Below are 24,018 nucleotides of genomic sequence, written 5' to 3' on the forward strand. Positions count from 1 at the left end.
CTCCCTAGGTTGCTGCATCGCGCAACAGAAGCTGGCGCCAGTGATCCTGTTCACTGGCCGATGCCTCGACCGCAAACAGGTACCTCCCTGCCACGCGACTGGCGACTGGCACCCCATCGCGGTACAGCAGCCGATTACCCGCCACTGCCGGCACTTTCGTTCCCGGCAGCAGTGTGCCGGCCAGGTTAAGGGGATCGCAGCCGCTGACCACCACCAGTTCCCCGCCCAGCGCGCGGTTGCGCACCTGGCGCAGCAACCCAACCGCTTCGGGCAAGGCGAACTGCTCGCCCGCCAGCCCGGCAATGAAGCGCCCCCCGCGGATCTCGCCACGCGCCTCGAGACGCTGATAGCAGCGCAGCAGTGCGCGCCACGCGGGCAGCACATCGCTCTCGCGCCCCAGCAAGCGCCAGCACACCACGCCATAGCGGCGCAGCAGGCTGCGGGCCACGTGTTCCAGGCGCTGGTCGCTGTCGACCGTGGCGGCCGAGCGGCGCAGCAAGGCCCAGCGTCCGGCATGGGCCATGCTGCTCGACAGTGCTGGGTGCCCGCGCCGGCTGGTGCGAGGCCTGCGCCTGGCCGCCGGGCTGATGAGGCTGCGCAGGCCGCTGAAACCGTCGGCGCTGGCCAGGCCCGAGCCCACCAGTTCCTGCAGCGCCGACTCTAGCTCGCTGGGCAACAGGCGGGCTTCATGGGCCAGTTCGTCGAAGAACAGCGCGCCTTGCTCCTGCAAGGCTTGCAGGACTCGCTGCGCGCGGGCGCCCAGCTGTTCGAGGTCGGGCGCGGGGGTGAGGCTGCGCCACAACCCCAGGTGCTCACGCGGCAGCAGTACCAGGGGCGTGCTGGCCAGGGTGCTGGCCGATAGCGTTGCCGCCAGTCGACTCCAGGACCACTGGCCGCTGCGGCAGGCCTCATCGAGCCAGTGGGGGCTGTAGTCCTTGATTCGCGCCGGCAGCAGGTCGCTTTCCCAGGCCCCGGCGGCGGCGGGAAAGCCCTGCAACTGGGCAAGCACCTCGGGTACTGCCTGCGGCCCACGCAGGCGGGTTTCGCCGCTCACGTGCTGCCAGTCGAACAGGAAGCGCAGGTAGTCCTGCAGGCTGACCGGTTCGATCTCCTGGCGCAGGCGTTTGACCGTGTAGCGATGAATGCGCGCCAGCAGGTGCCGTTCGCACCATTGCAGGCGGGTCTGGCCGGGGCTGAAATGGCCACGCATCACGAGGCCCTGGCCCTCCAGGCGGGCCAGGGCCTGTTCGCAGTCGCCGGCCTTCAGCGCCAGAGGTATCGCGATTTGCTCCAGCGTCATCGGGCCAAAGCCATCGAGGCGGCAGCGCAGCAGTTCGGTGAGGGCGGTATCGCTGTCGACGGGGGCGTCATAGCCCGGCAATAGCGGCATGTCCGGTACCAGGCGAGCATCCGGGTACAGGACCAGCAGCGCCGCCTGGCGCTCGCGGGCCAGCCACAGACGGTGTTCGCCCGTATCCAGCTGACAAGCCCGGCCCGCCTTGGCCAATTGCTGCAACAGGGCGCGCCAGGCGCCATTGGTATCTACTTCGTGCTCGGCCATGGCCCCCAGGCTCATCAGCGCCTCATGCATTTCGTCGGGGTTGCGAGCCTGGGGCCAGGCTTCGGCCTGCACCGCGGCAATGGCGTCGGCGTCCAGCGCGCCCAGGTCGTCGGCGCTGTGCACGTCGCTCCAGCGTCGGTTGAGCACGGCCTGGGTGCGTCGCTCTTCCAGCGGCGCGTCGTCGAGAAAGGTGTAGGGGCGGGCATTGAGAATCGCCGAAGCCAGCGGCGAGGGGGCCGGCAGATCGCGACTGAGCAGGTCTACTTCACCGCGCTCCATGCGCCGCAGCAGCGCCAGCCAGCCTTCGCTGTCCATGGCCTCGTGCAGGCAGTCGTCGAGGGTCTGCTCGACCAATGGATGATCGGGGATCTGCCGCTCGCCGACGATGTTCTCCAGGCAGGCGAGCTGGTCGGGGAACACCGAGGCCACCAGGTCCTCGCTTTTCATGCGCTGGATCTGCGGCGCCACCTTGCGACCGCCCACGTAGCGCGGCAGGGCCATGGCCACCGCGGCATTCCAGCGCCAGCGCACGCCGAACAGCGGGGCGTCGAGCAAGGCCTGGACCAGGATCGCTTCGGCACTACGGCTGTTCAGGTAGCGCCACACCTCGTCCAGGTCGAAACTGTGGCTGGTGGACAGTGACAGCACGATGGCGTCCTCGCTGGCCGCCGCCTGCAGTTCGAAGTTGAAGGTGCGGCAGAAGCGCTTGCGCAGGGCCAGCCCCCAGGCGCGGTTGATACGGCTGCCAAAGGGTGAGTGGATGATCAGTTGGGTACCGCCGGACTCGTCGAAAAAGCGCTCCATCACCAGTGTCTGCTGCGAGGGCAGGGCGCCGAGCACCTGCCAGGTGCGGCCGAGGTAGTCCAGCAGTTGGCTGGCGCAGGCTTCGTCCAGTTCATAAGTTGCCTGGAGCCAGGCCAGCACCTGTTTAGCGTCGCCGGCCTGCAATTGTTGGTCGATGCGCTGCTGCAGCCGGGCCACCGCGGCGGACAGCTCGTCGCTGCGCCCGGGCGCCTCGCCGAGCCAGAACGGGATGGTCGGGGGCAAGCCGTGGGCATCCTCGACCCGCACCCGCCCAGGCTCGACGCGCAGGATGCGGTACGACGCGTTGCCCAGCTGGAAGATATCGCCGGCAATGCTCTCGACGGCGAAATCCTCGTTAACGCTGCCGATGTTCAACGCCTGGGGTTCGAGCAGCACGGTGTAGTCGGCGGTTTCGGGGATGGTGCCGCCGCTGGTCAGCGCGGTCAGCTGGCTGCCGCGACGCCCACGCAGGGTGCCGTTCACCGCATCGCGGTGCAGGCAGGCGCCGCGCACGCCCTGGCGGCCGTTGTAGCCCTCGGCGAGCATGCGCAGCAAGGCCTGGTAATGCTTCTCGTCCAGCTCGGCATAAGGCGTGGCCTGGCGCAGCAGGTCGAACAGCGCGTGTTCGGACCACGGCTGGTTGCTGACCTCGGCGACGATCTGCTGGGCCAGCACGTCAAGCGGCGCGTGAGGGATGTGCAAGGCATCCAGCTCGCCCTGGCGAACGCAGTCGAGCAACGCCACGCACTCGATCAGGTCGTCGCGCGAGGTGGGGAACAGTCGACCCTTGGGGATGCCCTCGACCTGGTGGCCGGAGCGTCCGACCCGCTGCAGGAACGCGGCGATCGAGCCGGGCGAGGCGATCTGGCAGACCAGGTCGACATCGCCAATATCAATGCCCAGCTCCAGCGACGCGGTGGCCACCAGCACCTGCAGTTCGCCAGCCTTGAGCCGCTGCTCGGCAGCCAGGCGATGCTCCTTGGCCAGACTGCCGTGATGGGCGGCGACCGCGTCGTTGCCCAGGCGCTCGCCCAGGTGGCGCGTCAGGCGCTCGGCCAGGCGTCGGGTGTTGACGAACACCAGCGTGGTGCGGTGCTCGCGGGCGAGGACCGCGAGGCGGTCGTGGACCAGGCTCCAGACATCGGTGGCCATCACCGCGCCCAGTGGCACGGGCGGCACTTCCAGAGCCAGGTCGCGTTTGCGGACATGGCCGATATCGACAATGGCGCAGGGCCGTTCGTGGCCAACTAGAAACTGCGCCACGCGCTCCACAGGCCGCTGGGTCGCCGACAGGCCGATACGTCTCAAAGGTCGGCCAGCGAGGGCTTGCAGGCGTTCCAGGGTCAGCGCCAGGTGGCAGCCACGCTTGTTGCCGGCCAGGGCGTGGATCTCGTCGACGATCACCGTGTGCACACTGGCCAGCCCCTGGCGGCCGGAGGCCGAGCCCATCAGCACATACAGTGATTCCGGCGTGGTCACCAGGATGTGCGGTGCCAGCTTGCGCATGGCGGCGCGGTCTTTCTGGGGAGTGTCGCCGGTGCGCACGGCGGTGGTGATGCGCGGGGCCTCTAGACCGAGCTGTGCGAACTGGTGGCTAATGCCCGTGAGCGGGGCGTCGAGGTTGAGGCGAATGTCATTGGACAGCGCCTTGAGCGGCGACACATAGACCACCTGGGTTTGCGCGGGTAGCGCGCCAGCGTGTTCCAACCCTTGGCGGAACAACTCGTCGAGCACCGCGAGGAAGGCGCTGAGGGTCTTGCCCGAGCCGGTCGGCGCGGCCAGCAGCATCGACTGGCCGGCATGGATCAGCGGCCAGGCGCCGGCCTGGGCCTCGGTGACCGTGGCAAAGCGCTGGCGGAACCAGGTGGCGACGGCGGGGTGGAACAGGTCGAGCACCGGGTGGAGCTGGGCGGGCAGGTTCATGGGTTGGTTATGGCGGGTAAGCAGGGGAATGACAAGGGGCCGTTCGTCTGCCTGTTCTGGCCCTGTCGAGTACTCGTGGGGGCAGCGGTTCGCCGCTGCGACTTGCCCCGCGACAGGGCCCTGTCAGGTATCCTGCGCAACCTCAGTAAACCGAGTGTCCAGCATGCCCAAGACCATCCGAATCGCCGCCGCCCTGCTCATCGACCCCCAAGGGCGGACGCTGCTGGTACGCAAGCGCGACACCCTGGCCTTCATGCAGCCGGGTGGCAAGATCGACCCGGGCGAGTCGCCGGCGCAGGCGCTGGTGCGTGAGCTGCACGAGGAACTGGGGTTGCATGTCGATCCCGCCCAGGCCATCCACCTGGGCCGCTTCAGCGCCCCGGCCGCCAACGAGCCGGGCTTCGAGGTCCAGGCCGAACTGTTCCGTGTCGAGTGCCGCGAGGCGGTGGCTCCGGCGGCGGAAATCGAAGAGGTCATCTGGCTGGCCCTAGACCAGGCGAACACGCTGAACCTGGCGCCGCTGACCCGCGACCTGATCCTGCCGCTGTGGCGCGCAGGCCTCAACGCACCGCGCTGACCCCGTCGAGGGTGGCGAACGAGGTGTCCTTGGCGGTCAGCAGGAAGTCGCGCATGTACGGCGCATCGAGCATGTCGGTGCGCACCGCCGCATAAAGGGTGGCGAACAACCCTTTGTCGCCCAGTCGCTTGCCCTTCACATAACCCCGCGAGCTGTATTCGTGCAGGGCCCAGTGCGGCATGCCGCATACGCCACGACCGCTGGCCACCAGTTGCATCATCATCACCGTCAGCTCCGAGGTGCGCACCGCGGCCGGCTCGATGTCGGCCGGCTCCAGGAAGCGGGTGAAGATGTCCAGGCGGTCGCGTTCCACCGGGTAGGTGATCAGGGTCTGGTCGAGCAGGTCCTCGGGCACGATGTATGGCTTGCCGGCCAACGGGTGCTGGTTGGCCACGGCGAGCATGGCTTCGTAGGTGAACAATGGCACGTAGGTGATGCCGGCCAGGTCCACCGGATCGGACGTCACCACCAGGTCGAGGTCGCCACGAGCCAGGGCCGGCAACGGGGCGAAAGCAAAGCCCGAGGCCAGGTCCAGCTCCACTTCCGGCCAGGCGTCGCGGAACTGGTCGATGGTCGGCATCAGCCACTGGAAGCAGCTGTGGCACTCGATGGCCATGTGCAGGCGCCCGGCGGTGCCGCCGGCCAGGCGGGCGATATCACGCTCGGCGCCACGTAGCAGGGGCAGGGTGGCGTCGGCCAGTTGCAGCAGGCGCAGGCCGGCGCTGGTGAAGCGGATCGGCTTGGTCTTGCGCGCGAACAGGGGCAGGCCGAGGCGTTCCTCCAGTTCCTTGAACTGGTGGGAGAGCGCCGATTGCGTCAGGTGCAACCGTTCAGCGGCCTCCACCAGACTGTCAGCTTCGCGCAGGGCGTGAAGGGTTTTCAAGTGACGTATTTCCAGCACGGTGAAACTCCAACGATATTCGGGCGCAGACTGCTCAGAAATGTTGAGTTTCCCTCATGTTGATGGTGTCTGTCGATGTATGGCGCGAGGGGCCTGGGCCGGGCCCCTCGCGGTCGATCAGAACAATGCCGTGAAGTGCTTGCGAGCGATGACCCGCGTCAGTTCACCGCGCCAGATCTGCTCGACGTGGCTGTCCTGCCATTCCCGCCCAAGGCGCCGTTGAGGGACGGTCTTCAAGTGCGCCTTGACGAAATCGTCGAAGGAGGGATTGGCCTTGTTGAAATGGAAGTGGGCATACCACAGTGGACGCGGCGAGGTTTCACGGGTATCGAGTACCACGAATTCCTGCAGGAAGTCCCTGCGGCCATCGCTGGTCTGTCGCAGCTCCACCAATCCGCCCTCCTTCTCGATCCGGACCAGGCCTGCGTCGTGCAGATAATCAAGGTGTGCGCTATTGGGGTGGCGTGTACCGATGATGTAGTCGACGCGCAGTGCCTTGCCATGCCGCGTCGACGCCTGTGCCATGTCGCGCAACTGCTGTACCAGGCTGTCGTCGTTTGCCTGCTCGGCGATTCGTGAGGCGAGGTTTTCCAGATCGTTAGCCTTGAACTGCATGAGATCGTCAAGACTGGTACCGTCCATGCCTTGATTGGCGTACTGCTGCACCTTGCCTCGATACGCTTGCAGTTCGTCCAGTTGACGCCTGGCCTCGGCACGCAGCTCCTTCAGGGATACCGTAGGGCCAACGCTGGGGCCGGTGTCCGGGTTGGTCAGGGTGAATTTTCCCGAGCGATCCTGGTGATAGATCTCGGTTCGCCCGTTGACCCCGGTGATGCGGTACACGTTGGGGCTATGCTGGTCTGGCTCACCGACCAGCAGGCGGTTGTCGATGGTTTCGAATACGCGGGGCTGGCGGGTGCCCTTCTTGCTGGCCAGCGCTGCGGGCTTGGTTTTATTGAGCAGCAGCCCTTTGAAATGCGCTTCATAAGCTGTCAGTGACGACTCCAGGCGCTGCGCGGCAGCGGGGTCGAGGTACGTTGCGTAGCTGCCGAGCCAGTATTTCAACTGATGACGAAAACGTTCGGAATGCTGTAGCGACGCTGTGATGATGGTGGCACGTTGTGTGGCCGAGGCTTTTGTTTCGCCCAGCTGGTGTAAGGCATACAGTGCGCGGTCCAGTGTTGTTCGCGGTTCTTTCATTTGGAATTGCAGGCGGATGCTGGCGCCGCTCATCGCCTGGCCCGGTTTGAGCAGCAGCGCAGTCAGTTGGCCGATAGCCATGAAGTTCAAAACGGGGTCGCTGAAAACGCTCAAGGTGCTGTCGATGGTTTTGAACAAGTCCTTATGTTCGCCAATCTGCTGTACTTGCTTGCGCCAGGAACGTAGGTGGGCGACTTGTTCGCGGATATCATCCACAGCCGCCAGTGCATTTTGTCGGGCCTTATTCATCCTGGCCCTCAGGTTGGACAATTGCTCGAAGATGACCTGGAACTGCCTGTCGTCCAGGCCCGGCGAGAGTTCGGTGGATTTTTGATGAAGACGTAGTTTGAGACTCTCTATTTCATCCATCACGAGAGTGAGTTGGGTGCGGGCTTCGCCGCTGAGGCGTTGATGACCATTGCAAATAAGTATGGCCAGGTCGTTCGCCTGATCCTTCGCCCTTTTGCGAATACGCCCGGCGGAAACCTGCTGGAATGCCTCACAATCACGGTGAATGCGCTCTGCGTCGGCGATGGTGCTTTTCAGCGAAGCCTTCAGTGATGGGTCAAGCTTTCCCTGTTGTTCCAGAGCGCGCTTCATCTGTTGATTGAGCTCGTTGGCACGAGGTTGCAGTAACTGCATGTCGCGGGTAATGCTGTCGCGCAAGCGGTTGTGCTGGCGATAGGCGTGGTCGCGCCACCAGCGTGGCAAGCGTTCGCGTATCACCGCGGGCCAGAGTGGTTCGAGCGTATCGGCAACGCGGCCAAGAGCTTGACCACCACCGACGCCCGCACCCTGGCGGTGCACGCCATAGAGCGCGAAGTGCGTATCCCACTCGCCGTGCTCGTCTTGCGCGATGGCGCGTTTCCACTTGTGGCGGGTGTTGCCATCCAGCTGCCAAGTGCGTGCTGTCGAGTCCCAGCTCACTTTGTAGGGTTGGTTGCCGACCAGAATGAAGTGCCCTTCGGCGTGCCGGTAGATGCCTCGGTACTTGCCGTGCTTGGCCGGTTGCAGTCCCTCCAGCGATAGGGGGAGCTGATACTCCAGCCCGGTGAAGCGGTCGAGGCTGCGCTGGGGCGATGAGTCCTGACGCAGGCGGATGGTCCCTTGGCCCAGACCATGGGCGCGACGCATCCTGTCGGCTCGGCGCAGGAGCGCGACATTGATGCCGATACCTCCTCCAAGTAAGTCCATCGCGACATCGATCAGCGAGACAATCAAGTCGTTGATGGCTTGCAGGACGTCACCGGGCGAGCCCTTGGAAAAAGCCCCCACTACTTCGCTGGCGCTGACGAATGCGTCGTAGGCGCTGATCGGCAGCCCCAGGAACGGGATCGCCCCCAGGGCGATCTTGAACCCTATCAGCACGCCAGCGCTCTGCCCGGCCAAATGCTCGAAAAACAGGTCCAGGTTGGCGCGCGACGTCGCGCGATGTTCCATCACCAGGCGCCCTCGGTGGGCTTCGAGCAGGTGGGCGGCCAGTGAGGTGGTAATGGGCCAGGCGGTACCTACACCTATCATGCGGTCGAAATGGCGAGCGCGCGCTTCGCGCAGCCGTGTGCGATGGGCGCCAGGGTTTCCGCTCAGTGCCCGGCTGACGAGGTAGTCGTCGCGCTCATCGAACAGCGCCAGCCGCGCCTGCTCGAGACTGTCGTACTGGCGCAGCCCGTGGGTCGGGTGATCGGGACAATAGAGCAAGGTGACCTTGCTGGCTCGGTCCTCGATGAATGTCACCCCCGACAGTGTCGTGGGTTGCTCGTCGGTATCCTTGCCGCCAGCCGTCAACTGGGCGGGCAACAGTTGGATGTCATGGCCGTCGGCCTGGAAGGCCGATCGGCTGTCGGCATCAATTGCCACGCAAAGGATCGCGTGGCCGACGCTATCCAAGTCCCCTCGTTGGTGATACAGCAGGTTTTGCAACTTCAGCATCAAACGATGAGGAGCTATCAGGCATTCTCGGCGATAGGCATGGGCATATTCTGACTCGGTGGGGTCGCTGAAGACGGTATGGAGCGCCGATTCGTAGCGCCCGGCAAGGTCCAGGCGGCGTGCCAGGTCGTGCAAGTAGGCGCGATCGAGGCCTTTCTCGATGGCCTGCCCTGGCGGCTGCCCGTCGGCTCGCTTGGGTTTGGCGAAACTCAGGCGTTCGAGCAGGGTGCTGTCGATGTTTTGCAACAGTAGGCTCTCAAGCGTGACCTCCTCGGTCTCCCGGCTTGCGGTCAGCACTGGCCGGGTTGGCGTTCCTGGAGCGCCACTGCCTACGACCGGATGATTGCGCCAGCTTGTCGAAAGCGGGAGTTGCAGAAGAATCCGGCCACCGTCGAAACCATCGAAATCCTGTATCAGGGTTTTCGACACCCATTTCTGGCAGAACGCCGTGCGTTCCGGCAGATCGCGATCCATCAGCGCCTGGCTGTCGCGCAAGGCTGCCAAGTAGTCATTGGCCATGGTCTTGAAAGAGGTGCGCACCTCTTCGGTCATCTTGGCGAAGGCGCTGGGTGAGCTGCCTAACCTGCTTGTAAGCTGTTGCTCATCTTTCAGGTGGGAGAGCGCCGCCTCCCGCGTGCCCAGCCAGGGCACCTGCAGGTGTAGGCCCAGGGTCTGTCTTGCCTGCGGTAGTTCAGCAGCCGCGGCGTCGAGCCCTTTCTCGTTCTGCAGTGTCTGCCAGGCTTGGCGCGCATGCGTCAGTTGCGTGTCGAGTGCGTAGGCAAGGCTGTCGCCGACGATAGGCTCGAAGCGAAGCGACAGCTCTGTGCCATGTTGGAACAGATAACGAGCGAGTACGGCCTGGTCGTCACACTGCAACAGCCCTCCGTGCCCCCCAAGCCAGTAAATGGCGAAGGGTTGGCGGGTATCGGGAGTGTTCAGGAGCGTGCGCCTGGCGATGACAACTCCATCGTGCAGCACCTGTTCGCGAGGGCTGCCTGCCGGCTTACTTGGGGCCGAGCGCAATACAGGTGAAGCGGTCAGCGCGCCGTCGTCATTCGAGTTGAACAGCGATTCAACCAATGCGAGCACGCCAGGCGCCAGTTCGCCCAGCAACCGTTTCATTCGGGCATGGGCCAGCAGGGCTTGGCCGTGAGCCGTCAACAAAGCGGGTGGGGCTGTGACCGGGCGGGCGTCGGAGTGCCATTTCGCCGAGGCCAGGATGGTTTCTATCTGGGTCTGGGCGGCCTCACGCGCCTTGTGCAGAATACCTTGTTGTCGTTGATATTCCTCAAGGTCTTGCTGGGAAAGCTGTGCCAGCTTTTTCAGTTGTAGAGCGACCAATTGCACGCGCCTCGACCAGGGTGCCTCCATGCCAAAGGGAGACAGCTCGAACAGTGAGTGGCCGGAGGGGGCGTCGTCCTCAGCGGACTCAAGGGCAAACGGCATGGCGAAAACCGTTGGATGGCGCCAGTCGCTATACAGTTGATCAGCCAGCGCCAATGCTGTCACTGCGTTGCCAAGGCTTTCACCGGGATCGTGGTCGAGCGTTGCCAGCAAGCTGCTCTCCAGGCTTTCGAAGAGGGTGTCGAAACCTTTTTCGATTGAGTCCACTGGGGTGTAGGTGGTTTGCCCGAGCTTGGACTCCAGAGCCTGGCGTGACAGGTGATAACTGAGGGTTTCGCTGCTGCCGGGGGAGTAGAGGGTCAGCGTCGATTCGCCTTCGATACTGAAGATCAGCGTGCCTGGCTCGCAGGTGGGTGTTTCGATAAACAGTTGGCGATGATCGCTCCGCTGCGACTCTGGATTGTCCATGACACCTAGCACTGGACGTAGCGCCAACGCTGCGGGATCACTGGCGAACGCTATATCGACGGTGGCCTCGAAATGGCGCCGGTACTGGGTGCGAGCCTGTTCCTTCCGACTCATCGGCGTTCCCGGCGCGCGTTCCTCCCAATAGCGGCTCCAGCACTGCCGAACGAGGCTGGGGAGATTCAGGGCGGCCAGAAGTTCCAGCAATTTGCTCGGCGACTGGAGTGGCGCTCCAGGGTTGCCCGTGATGCGTGCGCATAGGTCAATCATGGGATGTGTGGCGTGATGTTGGGCCCAGGCAGTCAACGCGACGAGATCTATACGTTGTGGCTGCTGCGCCGTTTCAAGCACCAGGTCGACTTGCCCGGGGGCGATGGACAGCGTTTCTTTCAACCAAGTGCCAATGACCTGGCGAACGCCGGGCGCCTGGAGCAGCAGCGTATCGAATATCCGTCGCTGCTCTTCGCACGCTTTACGTGCCTGATGAACAACCGGGACATCCGGCGGTATGGCATCCAGTGGTAGGGGCGTAAGGGCAAACGGAGGGAGGGGGCGTGTCAGCTTGTGCATCAGTCGATCCTTCTTGAGAATTGCCGGATACGGCAACGCCATTGAAGGAAAGGGGGGCGATTGCTGGGTCGTAGTTAATTATCGAATCCGGCCATTCGGCAAGATTCATCAAACTGTCACTGTTTTGTGGCAGCGCGCTGGCAGGAGATTCATCAGACTCGTGCTCAATTGGGGATCTGCATTCTGGTGTTTCTTTCATGCGGGCGTTTTTATTTTTCTTCTTTTTAATGGTCAGCGTGCCGGCGAGCTTTGCCGAGAGCCGCTGTGACGTCCATGTGCCTGTGCAACGGGCCGAGCTGGGTGAGTTGAGCCTGGTCTACCAGAGTGTCGGTGCGCCCCGTGATCCTGTGCTCTTGTTGGTGATGGGCCTGGGCGGGCAATTGATCCACTGGCCGGATGATGTGGTCGAGGCCTTGTGTCGCCAGGGCTTTCGGGTGATCCGCTACGACAACCGCGATGTCGGCCTGTCGCGCTGGAACCAAATGCCGGCTTCGGCGAACCTGACCCTCGAACTGCTGCGCTACAAGCTGGGGTTGCCGGTTTCGGCACCCTACAGCCTGACGGACATGGCCAATGATGGCGTACGCCTCATGGATGCGCTCGAGGTTCGCCAGTTTCACGTGCTGGGGGTGAGCATGGGCGGCATGATCGCCCAGCATATAGCCGCGATGGCGCCGCAGCGGGTACGCAGCCTGACACTGGTGATGTCCAGTTCAGGCGCCGTCGGTCTGCCTGCCCCGGCCCCGGCACTGGTGCAACTGCTGGCGCGGCGCAGTGCACCGAGTCGTGAGGTGGCCATCGAGCAGCAAGCCGACTTGCTGGCGGCGTTAGGCAGCCCCGAGGTCCATGATGACCGCGCTGCCCTGATCGAGCAGGCCGCCTTGTCCTATGACCGGGCGTTCAATCCGGAGGGTGTGAAACGCCAGATCATGGCGATCCTCGCCGAACCCAGCAGGGTCGAGTTGCTCAACCAACTGCGGGTGCCGACGTTGGTGGTGCATGGAACGGCCGACCCGTTGTTGCCGGTGATGCATGGGGTGCATCTGGCGGCGCACATCCAGGGTAGCCAGTTGCGGCTGATTCCGGGGCTGGCGCACCGGTTCCAGGAGCCGTTCAAGGCGCCGCTGCTGGGGGCGGTACTGCCTTACCTGCAGTCGAACCGGCAGGATACGCATATCGCCGGGCTTTAGAGCGAATCACGATGGCTTCAGTGCATCCGCACCCACAGGGTCACCAGCACGGTGGCCGCCACCAGCCAGGCCACCGTGGCCAGGGGCAGCGAGGTCTCCAGGCGCATGCGCTCGACCAGCAGGTACAAGGTGGCCAGGTACACGAAATAGGGAATGATCGACCACATCCCGAACAGGATGGTGGTCTTCAGGTCCTCCAGTGAGCGGCCCTTGCCGACGATGTAGTGGGCAATCAGGGCGAAGGTGGGGAACAGCGGCACCAGCCCGGCGATGTAGTAGTTGCGGGTTTTCGACAGAATCGCCAGGAGCACCACCACGCCGGCGCCAAGGCCCGCTTTGAATACCAAGTCCAAGTTGTCTTTCCAGGTTCGGGTTGCAGGTCAGCCGAGGCCGTATTTCTTCACTTTGTCGAACAGCGTGGTCTTGGCCATGCCCAGCTCCTGGCTGGCCTGGCTGAGGTTGCCGCCTGTGCGTTGCAGAGCATCGCTGAGCAGGTTGCGCTCGAATGCCTCTACCGCTTCGGCGAAGCCAAGCCCCTGGCTGGCGCCAGCACTGGTGCCCTTCTTGAACGCGGGCAGGCCCAGGGCATGGCGCTCGGCGACGTTGCGCAACTCGCGCACGTTGCCTGGCCAGTCATGGGCCATGAGCTGCGACAGGGTCTGGCTGTCGAGCGTCGGCGCCTCGCGGTCGAAGCGCAATGCCGACTGCTGCAGGAAGTGTTCGAACAGCTGCAGGATGTCTTCGCGACGCTCGCGCAGCGGTGGCAGCTCGAGGGTGACCACGTTAAGGCGGTAGTACAGGTCGCTGCGGAACTGGCCGCTCTGGCCCAGGGTGGCGAGGTCGGCCTTGGTTGCGGCGATCACCCGGCAGTCCACCGGGATGCTCTGGTTCGAGCCCAGGCGCTCCAGGGTGCGCTCCTGCAGCACGCGCAGCAGCTTGATCTGCAGGTTGATCGGCATGCTCTCGACCTCGTCGAGGAACAGCGTGCCGCCGTTGGCGTGCTCGATCTTGCCGATGCGGCGCTTGCCCGCGCCGGTGAAGGCGTTGGCTTCGTGGCCGAAGATCTCGCTTTCGAACAGGTTCTCCGGCAGGCCACCGCAGTTCAACGCCACGAAGGGTTGGCCCTGGCGTCGGCTGAAATCGTGCAGGCAGCGGGCGACCAGCTCCTTGCCGGTGCCGGTTTCACCTTCGATCAGCACGTTGGCCGAGGTATCGCCGACGTTGGCGATCAGCTCGCGCAGATGTTCCATGGCCGGCGAGCGGCCGATGATGCGGCCTTCCAGGCTGCTCTGTTCGGCCAGCTGGCGGCGCAGCGCGAACACCTCGCGGGACAACCCGCGTTGCTCCAGGGCGCGGCGCACCACATCGACCAGGCGCTCCGGCGAGAAGGGCTTTTCCATGAAATCGTAGGCGCCGTTGCGCATGGCGCCGACTGCCATGTCGATATCGCCGTGGCCTGTGATCAGCACCACCGGCAGGCTGCGGTCGCGGGCCTTGAGGCGGTTTAGCAGCTCCAGGCCATCGATGCCCGGCAGGCGGATATCGCTGACGACGATGCCGGCGAAGTCGTCGCCGATGCGCTCGAGGGCCTGCTCGGCGCTGCCGACGCCTTCACAGGCGATATCTTCCAAGGCCAGCGCCTGCTGGCAGCCGAGCAGCACGTGCGGGTCGTCTTCGACGATCAGGACGGTGAGAGGTGCTTGATTCATAGAGGCTCAGCCAATTCGCTAGGGGGCGTGACCAGGGGCAGGGCAAGGACGAAAGCAGTGCCGCCACCGCTGGGGTGTTCGACGCTCAGTGTACCCTTGGCCGCGGTGGCAAGGCTTGCCGACAAGGTCAGGCCCAGGCCCAGGCCATGCTCGCCGGGTTTGGTGGTGAAGAAGGGTTCGAACAGGTGCTTGCGCGCCTCGGCGTCGATACCGTGGCCGTTGTCGAGCACCCGCAGGCGGTACTTGTCGCCCTGGACTTCGCCTTCCAGCCACAGTTGCGGCACGGGCTGGGTGGCCATGGCGTCGAGCGCGTTGCCGATCAGGTTGACCAGGATCTGTTCCAGTCGGGTCTGGTCGATGGCCAGCAGCGGGTCGTCGAACTGCCGGTGCAGTTGCAGGTGGCAGGCACTGATACGGTTGGCCAGCACTTGCAACGTGGCTTCCACAGCCTTCTCCAGCGAGGCCTGGCCGCTGTCGTCGCCGCGTCGGGCGAACGAGCGCAGGCTCGCGGTGATGCGGCCCATGCGATCGATCAGGTCGTTCATGGTGCGCAGGTTGGCGCTGGCGGTTTCCAGCGCGCCGCGTTCGAGGAAGCGTACCGTATTGCCGGACAGGGTGCGCAACGCCGCCAGCGGCTGGTTGAGTTCGTGGGCGATGCTGGTGGACATCTGGCCGATGGCCGCCAGCTTGCCGGCCTGGACCAGTTCGTCCTGGGCGTGGCGCAAGGTCTGTTCGGCATGGCGGCGCTCACGGATCTGGCCCTTGAGGCGTTCGTTGCTGGCGCGCAGGTCGGCAGTGCGCTCGGTGATCTTGCGCTCCAGCTGGCTGTTGGCCTCTTCCAGTGCCTCGCGGGCCGCCAGGCGGGTGGCGATCACCTTGCGTCGCTCATTCCAGGCGATGGCCAGGATCGCCAGCAGGGCGAAGGCCACCCCGACCAGGATGCCCTGCACCATCGACTCGCGGCGCAGGTCCTGCAGGGGGGTGAGCAGGGTGAAGTGCCAGGGCGTGTCGGCCAGGCGGCGGGTCTGGGCCAGGTAGGAGACGTCGCGCTGCTTGCCGTGCTCGGTCTCGCTGTTGGCCGGAAAGGTCAGCTTCTCCACGCCATCGGCGAGGGTTTCCCGGGCCAGCGGCTGCAGCTCGTTGAGCGGCCACCAGTAGTACTGCAGGCTGCGCGCCAGGCGCTCCTTGATCTGTGGGTTAAGCGGGCGCACCGATTTCAAGCGCCGGGACGGGTCGCTGGAAAGGATGATGATGCCGTTCTCGTCGCTGACAAAAGCCTCCAGGCGGGCACGCTGCCAGCGCTCCTCGAGGGTGTCGAGGCGCACCTTGATCACGGCCACGCCGATGATCTTGCCGTGTTCTTCCAGGCCGTGGGCCAGGTAGTAGCCGGCCTCGCCGGTGGTGCTGCCGATACCGTAGAACCGCCCGGGTTCGCCGCGCACGGCGACCTGGAAGTAGGCGCGGAACGCCAGGTCCTCGCCGAGGAAGGAGTCGGCGTCGCGCCAGTTGCTGGTAGCCTGGACCCGGCCATTGGTATCGAGGACGAAGATCGCCCGGCTGCGACTGCGCCGGTTCAGACCTTCGAGGTATTCGTTGACGGCCTGGCGGTCACCGGCGTCGGGGTCGGTGAGCAGGCGCGAGACACTGTCTTCCAGCTCGAGCAGGCTGGGCAGGTAGGTGTACTTGCTTATTTCGCTTTCGACGGTGCGCGCATGCAGCTCCAGCTGGCGCTCGCCGTTCTCACTGAGCGTGCGGATACCGTTGCTTTCGCTGATCAGGAAGCCAGCCATCCCTAAACCGACCATTAACAGGATGACCAGGGGGGGGACGAGCAATTGGCGAATCAGGCGGGTTTTCACGGTGGGCTGGGCGGGGCGAAGGAGCGAAGGGTCGCATTTCATCACAGTGGCCTTGTCACGACCAGCTTCCGCTGCCCGGCAGGTGGCCGGGCAGCGTCACTGTGGCCGACTTAGTGTTGCAGGATCTTGCTGAGGAAGTGCTGGGTACGCTCGTGTCGGCCTTCGGGATTGCCGAAAAAGTCTTCCTTCTGGCAATCCTCGATAATGTTGCCCTTGTCCATGAAGATCACCCGGTTGGCGACCTTGCGGGCGAAGCCCATCTCGTGGGTCACGCACATCATGGTCATGCCTTCGTGGGCCAGTTCGACCATCACGTCCAGCACTTCGTTGACCATTTCCGGGTCCAGTGCCGAGGTCGGTTCGTCGAACAGCATGACGATCGGGTCCATCGACAGGGCGCGGGCGATCGCCACGCGCTGCTGCTGGCCGCCGGACAGCTGGCCGGGGTGTTTCTTGGCGTGGGCGCCGAGGCCGACGCGGTCGAGCAGGGCAAGGCCCTTCTTGGTGGCTTCCGCCTCACTACGACCGAGCACCTTGCGCTGGGCGATGGTCAGGTTCTCGGTGATCGACAGGTGCGGGAACAGCTCGAAGTGCTGGAACACCATGCCCACCCGCGAACGCAGCTTGGGCAGGTTGGTCTTCGGGTCTGCGATGGAGGTGCCGTCGACCACGATGTCGCCCTTCTGGAACGGTTCCAGTGCGTTGACGCACTTGATCAGGGTCGACTTGCCCGAGCCGGACGGGCCGCACACAACCACCACTTCACCCTTCTTGACCTCGGTGCTGCAGTCGGTCAGTACCTGGAAGTCCCCGTACCACTTGTTGACGTTCTTGATGGAAATCATACGGCGATCCTTTTTTGCAGGCGCTTGACCAGCCAGGAAGCGGAGAAGCTGATGAGGAAGTAGACGACACCGGCGAAGATCAGGAACTCGTGGGAGCGCCCGATGATGTCGCCGTTGGCGCGGGCCGAGTTGAGGAAGTCGATCAGGCCGACGGTGTAGACCAGCGAGGTGTCCTGGAACAGGATGATGCTCTGTTGCAGCAGCAGCGGGGTCATCTTGCGAAACGCCTGGGGCAGGATGATCAGGCGCATGCACTGGCCGTAGCTCATGCCCAGCGCTTGCGCGGCGCCCATCTGGCCCTTGGAGATCGACTGCACGCCGGCACGCACGATTTCGCAGAAGTACGCCGCCTCGAACATCATGAACGCCACCACGCAAGAGGTGAACGCGCCCACGGGGGTGTCTTCACCGGTAATCCAGCGCAGCACGAAAGGCACCGCCAGGTAGAACCAGGTGATCACCAGCAGCAGCGGGATGGAGCGGAAGTAGTTGACGTAGGCGCCGGCGACGTTGGCCAGCAGCTTGCTCGACGACAGCCGCATCAGGGCCAGGACGGTACCCAGGGCGATACCGCCAACCACGCCCATGACCATCAGCTGCAGGGTCAGCAGCATGCCGTCCCACAGAGCGGGCAGCGCGGGGATGATTTCGCTGAAATCCATTTCCATTTACTTGCCCCCCACGGAAATCAGGCCAGGCACGGCGACTTTCTTCTCGACCATGCGCATGAGCAGCATCAGGCCCATGTTCAGGGTGAAGTAGATCAGCGTAGCCAGGGTGAACGCCTCGAACAGGTTGGCGGAAAACTCGGCGGTCTGCTTGGTCTGCGCCAGCAGCTCCATCAGGCCGATCAGCGAGGCCACCGAGGAGTTCTTGAACACGTTCAGGAATTCCGAAGTGAGCGGCGGAATGATGATCCGGTAGGCCTGGGGCAGCAGCACGTTCATGTAGATCTGCGGCAGGCTGAAGCCCATCGCGCGCCCGGCCGACTCCTGGCCGCGGGGCAGCGCCTGGATGCCGGTACGCACCTGCTCGCAGACACGGGCGGCGGTGAACAGGCCCAGGCAGATGACCACGCTGATCAGCGCCGAGGTGGTCGGGTTGAGGTCCTGCTTGAACCACTCCTGCAAGCCTTCGGGCAGCAGGTCCGGCACCAGGAAGTACCAGATGAACAGCTGCACCAGCAGCGGCACATTGCGGAACAGCTCGACGTAGGCGGTGGCGATCCCTGACACCAGACGATTGGGTACGGTACGCATCACGCCGAGCAGCGAGCCCAGCAGCAAGGCGATGATCCAGGCGGTGATGGCGATGGTGATGGTCCAGCCCAGGCCGGTGATGTACCAGTCCAGATAGGTTTCGCTGCCCACGCCGGTGGACTTGAAGAACACGCCCCAGTCCCAGTTGTAATTCATCGGGATTTCCCCTCAGACGGTTGTTTCACGGGCACCTCGATACATCCGGGGGCGTTCGACGCCCTCGGATGTAAAGGTTAGACACTAACTAAGTGGCCTGTTGGATGGATTCGCGCGGATGCGCTTCAGGCCACTATTTGCCGGAGATCAGGACTTCTTCTCGTCCGCTGCCTTGTCGGTCGGCTCGGCGATCAGCTTCTTCAGCTCGTCGCTCATCGGGAACTGCAGGTTCAGGCCCTTTGGCGGAATTGGCTGCTGGAACCACTTGTCGTAGCTCTTGTTGACTTCACCCGACTTGAAGTAGGCAACGATGGCTTCGTCGACCGCTTTCTTGAACGCAGCATCCTCCTTGCGCACCATGCAGCCGTAGATTTCGTACGACTGTGGCGTGCCGGTGATGACCCAGTCGCCAGGCTTTTTGGCCTTGGCCATTTCACCGGCCAGCAGGGCGTCGTCCATCATGAAGGCCACGGCGCGGCCGCCTTCGAGCATGTTGAAGGCTTCGCCGTGGTCCTTGGCGGAGATCACGTTCATCTTCATCTGCTTGTCGGCGTTCATCGCCTTGAGGATGCGCTCGGAGGTGGTCCCGGCGGTGGTCACCACGTTCTTGCCGGCCAGGTCCGGGAAGTCTTTATAGGACGGTTGACCATCCTTGACCTTGGTCAGCAGGCGGGTGCCGACTTCGAAGATCCCCACCGAGAAGCCGACCTGCTGCTGGCGCTCGACGTTGTTGGTGGTGGAGCCGCACTCAAGGTCCACGGTGCCGTTCTGCACCAGCGGGATGCGGGTTTGCGAGGTGACCAGGTTGTACTTGACCTTGATGTCGGTGCCCAGTTGCTTTTTCAGGGCTTCGACGACGGCCAGCTGGATGTCGTGGGAGTAGCCCACAGGCTCCGGCTTGCCTGCCAGGTAGGAAAACGGAATGGAGGAGTCGCGGTGGCCCAGGGTGATGGTGCCCGAATCCTTGATCTTCTTCAGAGTACCGGTCAGCTCTTCAGCCATGACCGGCGATGCGATGACTGCAGCCGCGATGGCGGCGCCCAGCAATTGACGAACGATACGCATCAAATTTTCCTCGACGTGTTTGTTTTTTTTATGGAGCCGTTGGCGGACTCTTTCGTTCAACGAATACAGCATGAAGCGGTGTGCATTCGGCTTCCAAGTGTAGAGCATGACTCGTGCCAAGCCATGCTGTCGACCTTAACGACTTGTCATTGCGTGAGTTTGACTGTTGGAAGAATCCGCAGGTGTTCGACCTGCCGAACGATCCGCGGCTTTGCGTTCGGCTATCCGAACGCAAGGCGCTGACATGCAGGCCGAAGCGATAACTATGCAATGCACGGCAGGGGCGCTGACTGGGTGTGCTATGCGCTTTGCCAGCCGAGGCCCGCCCATGCCAACTGATCAGCCCCCGAGCGATTCCATTGATACCCTTATCGCCCAACGCCTGCCTGGATGGCTGGTGGACCACACGCAACCGGAAAGGCTCGATGCCCTTCGCCATGCCCTGCGCCGCCAGGTCCTGTGCCAGGCCCGGCTTGATCCGATCCTGAAAGCAATTCCCTCCTTGCATACCTTTGCAAAAGACCTGCTCAAACCGAAACTGCGCGCGAGCGGTATCAGCAACCCGGACGTGACTGGCAGCAAGGTGCGCGTCTCGCAGCGGCTGGTGGTGCCTACCGTATCCCCGGCGCTGCCGCATCCCACCTACGTTCGTCGTTCCAAGCGGTCATTGCTGGAGGCGGCGTTGCATAACTACCACCGGGCGGAAACACGTCCTGGGCTGCGGCTCAAGGGAGACCTGGTCGACTGCAAGGGCACTCGCCTGCCGATAAGCTTTCATGCGTTTGCCTCCGCGTGTCGCGAGATTGACGTAGGTGGCAAGTACCAGGCGTTATTGGCGCGCCATCTACAGCCTGAAGATGGTCCGGAGGATGAGCCGGGCCAGGCGACCTCCCGTTTGCACGAGCTGTTCGAAGCCAATTTCAGGGCCAATTTCGAAGTGGCTATGCGGATCGCTGCGTTCAAAGGCGATATTGACGAGCGCACTTATTTCTTGCTGTTGCCACAGGTGACCGAAAAGCCGGTGGTTCCGGCGCTGGTAGGCACGCTGTTGCCTCGTCAGTTGTACCTGTTGGGTCGCTCGGTGCAAGGGGTGCTGGCGCTGGAAGTGCGCCCTTCGGCCGATGAGGCAGTGGAGTCCGTGGTTCTCTGGATACCTGACGACCCTCATGTACCTGTTTCCCGTCATGCCAGTTGGGCTGCGCTGAACCGGCATCTTGGCGAGCGTTTCCGTGACCCGGCGTATCGACGTTTTTTTGCACGCTTTGTCAGCGAGCGTGAGCGCATCAATTTCTATCGGGTATTGAACGAGCGGGTTTCAGAGGCGCGCGCAGGCGCAGTGGAGCTCGATGCCCGTTCTGTCCCAGTCTCCGGCATGCCGTTTGAACACCTGCGCAGGCAATACCTCGCCAAGATCATGGATGACGCCAAGGTACTCGCCGTGCCCACCGATGTCGAAGACGACGAGGACCGGGAGGCGCGCATGCAGGGCTACAGGGAGCTGGGTTTGAATCTGCTGAATGTGGCCGGTTTCTTCGTGCCGGCGCTCGGTGCCGTGCTGGTGGTGGCAAACGCGGTACAGATTGCAGGCGAAGTCTACGAAGGGTATGAAGACTGGCGCATGGGTGATCGCGAAGGGGCCTTGAACCACCTATTCAACGTTGCCGAGAACGTGGTAGCCGGCGTGCTGATCGCTGGCGGCAGCAAACTTGCCATACATGCCGTTGAACGCTTGGCTTTCGTGGATGACCTGGCTCCGGTGTACACCTCCGCAGGCAAGGTCAAACTCATGGCCACAGACCTGCCGGGTTACGATGCCCAGCCTGTACGTCGTGTAGGCGCACAGGAGTGGCTCTGGCATGTCGACGAGGGGCGTTATCGGGTTGTGGACGATCCTCAGGACGGCCGCTCGAGAATCATGCACCCGGGTCGCAGGAGTGCCTACCGGCCGGTTGTCGAAGAGAACGGTGGCGGCGGCTGGCGCCACGAACTGGAAGCTCCCCAGCATTGGGCAGGACGGGCCAGTCTGGTCCGTCGCCTGAGTGCACCACTGGCAGAGCTGCCGGAGGCAACCTGCGACTATCTGCTTCAGGTGACCGGGTTCACTGAAGCACAGATTCGCCGTTTGCATGTGGAACACATGAGCGCACCCGCACGCTTGCTCGATGCCCTGGAGCTTCATCAGGCGCATGAGCAACATCCGGACTTCAGCGCGCCGCGACTGGCCCAGCACGTTGCCGCGCGGCAGGTGCGGCCCAAGGGCAGTGAGCGAATACTGCAGCGAACATTCCCGGGCCTGTCGATTCGCTGCACGCGTGAGGTCCTGCAGCAATGCAGCGGGGCCCAACTCGATACGCTCAGCGACGCACAGCGCATTCCGCTGGCAGTGGCCGAGCGCGCCCGATGGTCACTGCGCGAAAGCCGCCTGGACCGGGCGTGCGCCGGTTTGCGCCTGCCGCGGTGCGTCAATCCCGATACTGAACGCTTGGCCCTGGGCTTGTTGAAGCGTCAGGTAACCTGGCCGGACGCTCTGCGAATCGAAGTGCGCGAAGGCAGCCAGAGCGGCCGGCATCTGGCCGGTATTGGCCCAGAGGATGCCCCGGACGTACGGTGTATCGTGCGCCGCAGCGACGGCTACCGCTATGCGGGGCATTCCACTTCTGGCTCCTATCTGGCGGCAGTGCTGGCTGCGCTTGACGAGACGCAAACAGCTGATCTTGGCGATGCCGGTGTCAGCCCTGACGGCTTGGGCACGCTGCTGATCGAAGCAGCCGCCAATGATCGCCGTCAGGCGGCCGAGCTGTGCGGCATGGCGCGCCTGGGCGCCGGCCTGCGGCCGCCGACCCGGTTGGGTGACGGGCGTATCGGTTACCCCTTGAGTGGCCGAGGCCAGAGCAGCCGACGCGCGATGGCGCGTGGTATTCACCAGGTTTTTCCGACATTGACGGACGAAGAACTACAAACCTATCTGTTCGACCTCACGGAGCGGCGGGAAGGGCTCTGGGAACATTACGGCCAGCTGAGGGACCAGTTGTCGAGCCTGCGTCGAGGGTTGCGCCAGTGGCGCAGGGACACCAGTAATCCGCTGGATGCGCTGCGCCGGCGCCGGGTCGCCGCGGCGATACGGCGCAGTTGGCGTCGAAAGATTACCGATGAGCGCGGCGACTACGCGCTGATTATCGACGGCGAGCGAGTCGGTAGCCTGCCCGATTTACCGCAGGGGGTAAGCTTTCACCATGTCCGGCGTCTGATCCTGACTGACATGGGCCTGACTGAAATCGAAGGGGATTTTCTCAGGCGTTTTCCAAACCTGGTGGAGCTCGACCTTTCCGGTAATCGCCTGGCAGCAATCCCCGAGGGCATTGAGCAGATGCCCCAGCTGCGGTATTTGAATCTGCGGCGCAACAGGGTGGTGATGGACGAAGGCGGGGAACTGCGGCTTGCCGGGACAAGCGCACTGCGACGTCTCGACCTCAGCCAAAACCCGCTGGGGAGGGCACCGGTATTGACCCGTCTGGGCAATTTGCGGGAGGTCAACCTGCGCTCTGCCGGCCTGGAGGCGTTACCTGAGCGGGTTTCGTTTCGTGCCTTTGTGGACTTGCGCAACAACAACATTCGCGCACTACGTCGAGAGGTGCAACAGCTGCGCCTTCAGGTGCAACGGATGTCCATGCACGACAACCCGCTGAACGAAGCTGACGAAGCACTGCTCGATGAAGCCCGCGGGCTGAGCCCGGGGCAATGGGGGGCAGCGTCCGCACGGCATCGTGCGGTTGACAGCAATTTGTTCAACAGTTGGGCCAGCAGTGCCGCAGATTCCGCCGAGCGTGACCGCCAGCAGGCGACCTGGACAGCACTGCTTGAAGAACCACAATCGCAAGGACTGTTTCGCTTCCTGGCAGACTTCGCTCACACCGAGGACTTCGAGCAGCACTCCGGGCTTTACCGCAGCCGTATCTGGCGCATACTGGAATCCTGCGAACAGCATGAGCAGTTGCGCCAGCAGATCTTTCTCGAGGCATCTGGCCCTCGCAGCTGTGAAGACCGGCTTCTCCTGCTACTGGAGCAGATGGAGCTCGGCGTGCTGGTGCAGCGCGCTGTTGAAGATGCCCATGGTCACCGGATCGAAGCCCGCTTGCTGGGGTTGGGCCGTGGTCTGTCCAGGCTCGACGAGGTCGACCGCCTGGCTGCGCTGCACGTGCAACGCATGCATGCCGAGCACGCTCCACATGTCGATGAAATCGAGGTCAGGCTGTTCTACCGGCAGCGGCTTGTGCATCCTCTGGGCCTGCCGATCGAGATCGACGAAATGCATTACCCCGGTTTTGCGAACATCACCACTAGTGATCTGCTGCGCGCGCAGGACATGGTGCTTAGCAATGAATCGGTCGATGCCCTGATTCAATCGTTGGCCCTGCGACCGTTTTGGGAGCAGTACGCGCGGGAGTTTCATGCGCAGCGATTTGAAGAGCTGGTGCAGCCGCTGCACCGGCGTATGGAGACGTTGCAGGCTCAGGTCGATGAGCAAGTGATCAACGAAAGCGAGTTTCTACAACGCTGTGAAGCCCTGAGGACTGATTACGAACGCAGCGAGCGGGCGTTGCTGGTGCGTTTGGCGCGCGAAGCCCACGAGCGTTGGCCGGGGACGCCCTCTTGAACCATCA

At 63.6% G+C, this 24,018-nt stretch carries 13 protein-coding genes; 3 read left to right on the forward strand and 10 right to left on the reverse strand.

Features of this window, described 5'->3' with window-relative positions; translation table 11 throughout:
* Positions 1-4: 4 nt before the first annotated feature.
* Positions 5-4,288: a DEAD/DEAH box helicase gene (locus DFS21_RS08970; protein WP_111532153.1), complete on the reverse strand. Its 4,284-nt coding sequence runs from the start codon at positions 4,286-4,288 to the stop codon at positions 5-7.
* Positions 4,289-4,451: 163 nt separating this feature from the next.
* Between DFS21_RS08970 and DFS21_RS08975 the strand changes: the two genes are divergently transcribed.
* Positions 4,452-4,865: an NUDIX domain-containing protein gene (locus DFS21_RS08975; protein ID WP_110701932.1), complete on the forward strand. Its 414-nt coding sequence runs from the start codon at positions 4,452-4,454 to the stop codon at positions 4,863-4,865.
* On the opposite strand, the gene metR is transcribed toward DFS21_RS08975, so the two are convergent.
* On the reverse strand, positions 4,849-5,766 hold the full coding sequence (metR, locus tag DFS21_RS08980) for a transcriptional regulator MetR (protein WP_110701935.1): 918 nt from the start codon (positions 5,764-5,766) through the stop codon (positions 4,849-4,851). The two genes, DFS21_RS08975 and metR, sit on opposite strands and share 17 nt — an antisense overlap.
* Before the next feature lie 117 nt (positions 5,767-5,883).
* Positions 5,884-11,274, reverse strand: coding sequence for a DUF6543 domain-containing protein (locus DFS21_RS08985; RefSeq protein WP_146603134.1), 5,391 nt, complete (start codon positions 11,272-11,274; stop codon positions 5,884-5,886).
* A 197-nt stretch (positions 11,275-11,471) separates the two neighbouring features.
* Here DFS21_RS08985 and DFS21_RS08995 point away from each other — a divergent pair, with 197 nt between their 5' ends.
* Positions 11,472-12,464, forward strand: coding sequence for an alpha/beta fold hydrolase (locus DFS21_RS08995; RefSeq protein WP_110701941.1), 993 nt, complete (start codon positions 11,472-11,474; stop codon positions 12,462-12,464).
* A gap of 17 nt (positions 12,465-12,481) precedes the next feature.
* Here DFS21_RS08995 and DFS21_RS09000 read toward each other — a convergent pair whose 3' ends face one another.
* From DFS21_RS09000 to DFS21_RS09030, 7 genes are all read right to left on the reverse strand, one after another.
* Positions 12,482-12,817, reverse strand: coding sequence for a GlpM family protein (locus DFS21_RS09000; protein ID WP_111532156.1), 336 nt, complete (start codon positions 12,815-12,817; stop codon positions 12,482-12,484).
* Positions 12,818-12,844: 27 nt separating this feature from the next.
* Complete coding sequence (locus DFS21_RS09005; RefSeq protein ID WP_110701945.1) at positions 12,845-14,173, reverse strand: sigma-54 dependent transcriptional regulator; 1,329 nt, start codon at positions 14,171-14,173, stop codon at positions 12,845-12,847.
* Positions 14,170-16,074 carry an ATP-binding protein gene (locus tag DFS21_RS09010; protein ID WP_110701947.1) on the reverse strand — a complete coding sequence of 635 codons (1,905 nt, stop codon included), beginning with the start codon at positions 16,072-16,074 and terminating at the stop codon, positions 14,170-14,172. The genes DFS21_RS09005 and DFS21_RS09010 overlap by 4 nt, the downstream gene beginning before the upstream one ends.
* Positions 16,075-16,142: 68 nt before the next feature.
* Entirely contained in the window at positions 16,143-16,877 is a 735-nt protein-coding gene (locus DFS21_RS09015; RefSeq protein WP_038706667.1) for an amino acid ABC transporter ATP-binding protein, read from the reverse strand.
* Positions 16,874-17,545, reverse strand: coding sequence for an amino acid ABC transporter permease (locus DFS21_RS09020; protein WP_023629013.1), 672 nt, complete (start codon positions 17,543-17,545; stop codon positions 16,874-16,876). Before DFS21_RS09020 ends, DFS21_RS09015 begins: the two co-directional genes overlap by 4 nt.
* Entirely contained in the window at positions 17,546-18,292 is a 747-nt protein-coding gene (locus DFS21_RS09025) for an amino acid ABC transporter permease (protein ID WP_110701949.1), read from the reverse strand.
* 147 nt (positions 18,293-18,439) lie between these two features.
* A complete protein-coding gene (locus DFS21_RS09030; RefSeq protein ID WP_110701951.1) occupies positions 18,440-19,357 on the reverse strand; it encodes a glutamate/aspartate ABC transporter substrate-binding protein in 918 nt (305 codons plus the stop codon).
* Positions 19,358-19,685: 328 nt separating this feature from the next.
* On the opposite strand from DFS21_RS09030, the gene DFS21_RS09035 reads away from it, so the two are divergent.
* Entirely contained in the window at positions 19,686-24,011 is a 4,326-nt protein-coding gene (locus tag DFS21_RS09035) for an NEL-type E3 ubiquitin ligase domain-containing protein (RefSeq protein WP_111532157.1), read from the forward strand.
* Positions 24,012-24,018 lie beyond the last annotated feature (7 nt).

It is taken from the genome of Pseudomonas sp. 2848 (assembly GCF_003253945.1).
Classification (GTDB): Bacteria; Pseudomonadota; Gammaproteobacteria; order Pseudomonadales; family Pseudomonadaceae; genus Aquipseudomonas.